This is a genomic window from Nocardioides sp. P5_C9_2, assembly GCF_054049555.1.
In genome coordinates, this window is the sequence record NZ_JBFUMD010000259.1 from 1 (window position 1) to 5,474 (window position 5,474).

Annotated in this window: 7 protein-coding genes; 4 read left to right on the plus strand and 3 right to left on the minus strand. The window is 72.7% G+C overall.

All coding sequences use genetic code 11. The features are described from left to right. The 3 genes from ACXJKL_RS13315 to ACXJKL_RS13325 form a co-directional block, all read right to left on the minus strand. Positions 1–205 (minus strand): glutamate mutase L (locus ACXJKL_RS13315; protein WP_457207525.1); only part of this gene is annotated, 205 nt, incomplete at its 3' end. Then, on the minus strand, positions 202–522 hold the full coding sequence (locus tag ACXJKL_RS13320) for a YidH family protein (protein WP_457207526.1): 321 nt from the start codon (positions 520–522) through the stop codon (positions 202–204). The genes ACXJKL_RS13320 and ACXJKL_RS13315, both read right to left, overlap by 4 nt. Before the next feature lie 13 nt (positions 523–535). Then, positions 536–1,720, minus strand: a complete 1,185-nt coding sequence (locus ACXJKL_RS13325; protein WP_457207527.1) for a cystathionine gamma-synthase — start codon at positions 1,718–1,720, stop codon at positions 536–538. A gap of 91 nt (positions 1,721–1,811) precedes the next feature. On the opposite strand from ACXJKL_RS13325, the gene ACXJKL_RS13330 reads away from it, so the two are divergent. From ACXJKL_RS13330 to ACXJKL_RS13345, 4 genes are all read left to right on the plus strand, one after another. Beyond that, positions 1,812–2,960, plus strand: a complete 1,149-nt coding sequence (locus ACXJKL_RS13330; protein ID WP_457207528.1) for a class I SAM-dependent methyltransferase — start codon at positions 1,812–1,814, stop codon at positions 2,958–2,960. Positions 2,961–3,014: 54 nt separating this feature from the next. After that, entirely contained in the window at positions 3,015–3,665 is a 651-nt protein-coding gene (gene msrA / locus ACXJKL_RS13335; RefSeq protein WP_457207529.1) for a peptide-methionine (S)-S-oxide reductase MsrA, read from the plus strand. 103 nt (positions 3,666–3,768) lie between these two features. Continuing rightward, on the plus strand, positions 3,769–4,929 hold the full coding sequence (locus ACXJKL_RS13340; protein ID WP_457207530.1) for a sensor histidine kinase: 1,161 nt from the start codon (positions 3,769–3,771) through the stop codon (positions 4,927–4,929). Continuing rightward, positions 4,926–5,474: response regulator (locus tag ACXJKL_RS13345; RefSeq protein WP_457207531.1), on the plus strand; the 549-nt coding region annotated here is incomplete at its 3' end. The genes ACXJKL_RS13340 and ACXJKL_RS13345, both read left to right, overlap by 4 nt.

Consider the following 5,474-nt stretch of genomic DNA (forward strand, 5'->3'; position numbering starts at 1 on the left):
GGGCGACCAGGACGGCCAGGCACGCGTCGTACCCGTCGAGGACGTCACCGACGCCGTCCCGGTCCGGCAGGGTGGTCGGGTGGCTGGCGGCGGCGACGATGGCGCCGGCCCGGAGGTCGACCAGCGCCGCCTTGGTGAAGGTGGAGCCGAAGTCGACGCAGATGACGGTGCCGGGACGGCCCTCGTCCCGCGGACGGGGGCTCATGTGAGGAACACGCTCACCGTGGCGACGACGGCGGCGACGAGCACACCGGCGGTCATCACCGTGACCGTGAGCATGCTGGTCGGCATCGTGTCCCCACGGCGGATCGCCCGGTCGGCCCCCCGGAAGTGCAGGAAGCCGATGCACCCTGCCAGCGCCCCCGCGGCGAGGAGCACCACGGTCAGGACGGTCGTCGCCATCGACTCGTCGAGCAGGCGGAAGACGGCGACCCCGGCCGCGATCAGGCCGATCGCTGTGCGCACCCACGCGAGGAAGGTCCGCTCGTTGGCGAGCGTGAAGCGGATGTCGGGATCGGCCACGGCGGGGCGTCCGTCAGCTCGCAGTGCCCAGGGCGCTGCCCAGGGCGCGGTCGAGGTCGCCCAGCAGGTCGTCGATCGTCTCGATGCCCACGCTGAGCCGGACGAGGTCGGCGGGCACCTCCAGGTCGGTGCCGGCGACGCTGGCGTGCGTCATCCGGCCCGGGTGCTCGATGAGCGACTCGACGCCGCCGAGGGACTCCCCGAGGGTGAAGACCTCGGCGGACTCGCAGACGCGCAGCGCCTGGTCGATGCCGCCGGCGACGCGGAACGACACCATCCCGCCGGAGCGCTTCATCTGCCTCGCGGCCACCTCGTGCCCGGGGTGGGACTCCAGCCCCGGGTAGATGACCTCGGTGACGGAGGCGTGCGAGGAGAGGAACTCGACGACCTTCTCGGCGTTGTCGCAGTGCCGGTCCATCCGCACGCCGAGGGTCTTGAGCCCTCGGTGGGTGAGGAAGCAGTCGAACGGTCCGGCCACGGCACCCATCGCGTTCTGGTGGAAGGTGATCGCGTCGGCGAGCTCGTGGTCGCGCACGACCAGGGCGCCGCCGACCACGTCGCTGTGCCCCCCGACGTACTTGGTCGTCGAGTGGACGACCACGTCGGCGCCGAGGGTCAGCGGCTGCTGGAGGTACGGCGAGGCGAAGGTGTTGTCGACGACCAGCAGGGCCCCGGCGTCGTGGGCGACCGCGGCGAGGGCCTCGATGTCGCCGATCGTGAGCATCGGGTTGGTGGGCGTCTCCACCCACACCAGCCTGGTGCGACCGGGCTGGATCGCCGCGCGGACGGCATCGACGTCGCTCACCGGGGCCGGGCTGTGGTCGAGACCCCAGACCTTCTCGACCTTGTCGAAGAGGCGGAAGGTGCCGCCGTACGCGTCGTCGGGGATGACCGCGTGGTCGCCGGGCCGGGTCAGGGCACGGATCAGGGAGTCCTCGGCGGCCAGGCCGCTCGCGAAGGCGAAGCCCCGCTCACCCATCTCCACGGCCGCCAGGGCGCCCTCGAGCGCGGTACGCGTCGGGTTGGCCGAGCGGCTGTACTCGTAGCCGCCGCGCAGGCCGCCGACACCGTCCTGCTTGTAGGTGCTGGTGGCGTAGATGGGCGGGATTACCGCCCCGGTCATCTCGTCCGGCTCGTAGCCCGCGTGGATCGCCCGCGTCTCGAAGCCGGCCTTGCTCACGTGTTCCTGTGACGTCACGGGATCGAGCCTAGACGCAGCCCCCGGCCCACCCGGAACCTCGTGGGGCGAAAGGGCTTTCCTCCCGGTAGGCACGGCGGGACCATCGAGGATGACCACCTCCACCGACGACCCCACCGACGACCCCACCGACGACTCCACCGACGACCCCACCGGCGTCCCACCCAGCGCCTCGACCAGCAGCCCGACCGGTGCCGCGGCGGAGCGGGTCCTCGGCGCCGTCCTCGGTGCGGTCGACCTGCTCTCGATCTACCTCGGGGACCGCCTCGGCTACTACCGCAGCCTGGCCGACGAGGGTCCGGCGACGGCGACGGAGCTGGCGTCGCGCACCGCGACCGATCCCCGCTACACGCGGGAGTGGCTCGAGCAGCAGGCCGTCACGTCCCTGCTGGCCACCGATCCCGCGTCGGCGTCCGGCGATCCCGTCTTCCTCCTTCCCGAGGGCATGCACGAGGTCCTCACCGACACCTCCAGCCTCGATTACCTGACGCCCGTCGCCCGGCTGGTGGGGTCCGTCGGACCGGTGCTCCCAGCCCTGCTCGCGGCCTACCGCGACGGCAGCGGCGTCAGCTGGGACGACCTGGGCGACGACGCCCGCACGGGTCAGGCCGACGCCAACCGCCCCTGGTACGAGCACCGCCTCGCCGACGCGCTCGCCTCCGTCCCGGCACTGCACGACAGGCTCTCCACACCGGGCGCACGGGTCCTCGACGTCGGCTGCGGAGGCGGGTGGTCGACGATCGCCCTGGCGCGGGCCTACCCCGACGCCACGTTCACCGGCATCGACATCGACGAGCCGTCGGTGGCGATGGCACGGGACAACGCGCGTGCCGCCGGCGTCGACGGTCGGATCACGTTCACCCACGCGGACGCCGGGACCCTGGAGGGCGCCGCCTACGACGCGGCGTTCGCATTCGAGTGCGTCCACGACATGCCCCGCCCCGTGGAGGTGCTGGCCGCCGTCCGTCGCGCCCTCGACCCGGGCGCACCGCTGGTGGTGATGGACGAGGCGGTCGCCGAGGAGTTCGCCCCGGACGGCGACGAGCTCGAGCGGCTGATGTACGGCTTCAGCCTCTTCGTGTGCCTGCCGGACGGGCTCTCGTCGCCCCCGAGCGTGGGCACCGGGACCGTGATGCGGCCCTCCACCCTGGCGGCGTACGGGCGCGACGCGGGGTTCCCCTCCTGCGAGACGCTCCCCATCGAGGACTTCGGCTTCTGGCGGTTCTATCTGTTGGAGTGACGGAGTCACGTGCTGCTGGAATGACGGACTTGTCCGCCCGGGGAGAATGGGGCCATGTTCGGATTCGGCAAGCCCTCCACCCTCCCCTCCGCTGACGAGGCCCTCCCCGGCCGCGACTCCTCCCCGTGGACCCTCGGCGAGCACGTGGTCCTCAAGACACCCGTCGTGAGCGACGAGGTCCCGGCCGGTCACGAGGTCGCGATCTTCGGCCTCGGCTGCTTCTGGGGCGCCGAGGAGATCTACTGGCAGGTGCCGGGCGTGTGGTCCACGTCGGTCGGCTACGCCGGTGGCCACACCACGCACCCGTCGTACGAGGAGGTCTGCTCGGGCCGCACCGGTCACACCGAGGCCGTGCGGATCGTCTTCGACCCGACCGTGGTGTCCTACGCCGACCTGGTCAAGAAGTTCTTCGAGATCCACGACCCGACCCAGGGCATGCAGCAGGGCAACGACGTCGGCACGCAGTACCGCTCGGCGCTCTACGTCACCTCGCCCGAGCAGGAGGCCACCGCTCGCGAGCTGACGAAGGTCTACGGCGACGAGCTCGCCCGGCGCCGCCTCGGGTCCATCACCACCGAGATCCGGCCCGCGTCCGAGGCCGGGTGGTACTACGCCGAGGACCAGCACCAGCAGTACCTCGCGAAGAACCCCTTCGGCTACCGGTGCCACGCCAACACCGGGGTTCGCTTCCCGAAGACCGCCTGACGTCGGGCCCGTCCGGGCGCGGCCCGGTGTGGCGGTCCGTCCCGGCGTGACATACGTCCCGGGACAGAGGCGCGAGCCCCACCTCCGCGCGTAGCCTCCAGGGATGGGCGCCGAGTCGGCCGCACCGGCGTTCCGGGGCAGCGGGGGGAACTCGCTGTGGCGACGCCTCGACCACTGGCTCGACCCCGTCATCGGGATCGTGGCCGCGGCCCTGGCGCTCACGTCCCTCCTCACCACGGACGTCGCCGAGATCGACCCGCGACTGCACGAGCCCGACCTGCTCGCGGCAGTGGCCACGGTCGTCGCGGCGGGCGCGTTGGCATGGCGTCGCACGCGGCCCCGGGCGTCGTACGCCGTGTTCCTCGTGGGCGCCATGGTGGTCAGCGGCACCTTCCACTACATCGGCCTGCTGTCGATCCTCATGCTGCTGAGCCTCTACTCGCTCACCACGCACGGTCGCCGGCGCGACGCGGCGATCGGGCTCGTCGCCGGGCTCTCGTGCTTCGTCGTGCTCGGGCTGGCCGGCGTGCCCGACCTGCGCACCAAGGACGTCCTGCTCGCCCTCGCCCTGCTCGTCGCCGCGTGGGCGGCGGGCGAGGCCGTCCGGTCCCGGCGCGAGCAGCAGCAGGCGACGCTGCACGCCGTGGTCACCGAGGAGCGGCTGCGCATCGCGCGCGAGCTCCACGACGTGGTGGCGCACAGCATGTCCTTGATCGCCGTGCAGGCCGGCGTGGGTGCCCACGTCATCCGCACCGATCCCGACGCCGCCGAGCAGGCACTAGAGACCATCGCCGAGACCAGCCGACGGGCCCTCGACCAGACCCGCTCGATGCTGGGCATGCTGCGCGAGGAACCCCGGGAGGGGACCCGCCCACCGGGCCAGGGGGTCGACGACCTGCCGGCCCTGGCCCACGACCTGCTCGCCGCGGGCCTGGAGGTCGACCTGGTGCGATCGGGTGCGACACCGCGGCTGGACGCGGCCGTCTCCCTGACGGCGTACCGCATCGTCCAGGAGTCGCTGACCAACGTCGTCAAGCACTCGGCCGCCACCACCGCCACGGTGGAGGTCACCGCCTCGGCCACCGCCCTCGACATCGAGGTCACMGACCCCGGCCCGCCCCGCACCGCCGGCCGGAAGGCACGTGGCCACGGCCTCGTCGGTCTCGAGGAGCGGGTCCGTCTCGTGGGCGGCACGGTGGCGTACGGCGGCCACGGTCGCGGCTTCCGCGTCCACGCCACCCTGCCGCTGGAGTCGCGCCGATGAGTGGCCCGCCGCCCATCCGGGTGGCCGTCGTGGACGACCAGGACCTGGTGCGTTCCGGGTTCGTGCTGCTGCTGCGGTCGGCGGACGGGGTCGAGGTCGTCGGCGAGGCCCGCGACGGGTTGGAGGCCATCACGCTGTGCCGGCGCACCGCCCCCGACGTGGTGCTGATGGACGTCCGGATGCCCCACCTCGACGGTCTGGCCGCGACCCGGACCATCCTGGCCGACCCTGCCTGCGGCGCGACCCGCATCCTCGTGCTGACGACGTTCGACGACGACGACCTGGTGCTGGAGGCGCTGAGGTCGGGAGCGAGCGGGTTCCTGCTCAAGGACACCCGCCCGCACCAGCTGCTGGAGGCGATCGCGGTGGTCGCCGCGGGTGAGGCGCTGCTGCACCCCCGCGTGACCCGCCGCCTGATCGAACGGTTCGCCGCGCTGCCCGCCGGACGTGACGCGGCGTACGACGACGGGCTCACCGACCGCGAGCGCGAGGTGCTGCTCGCCGTCTCGCAGGGACTGTCCAACCAGGAGATCGCCGCCCAGCTG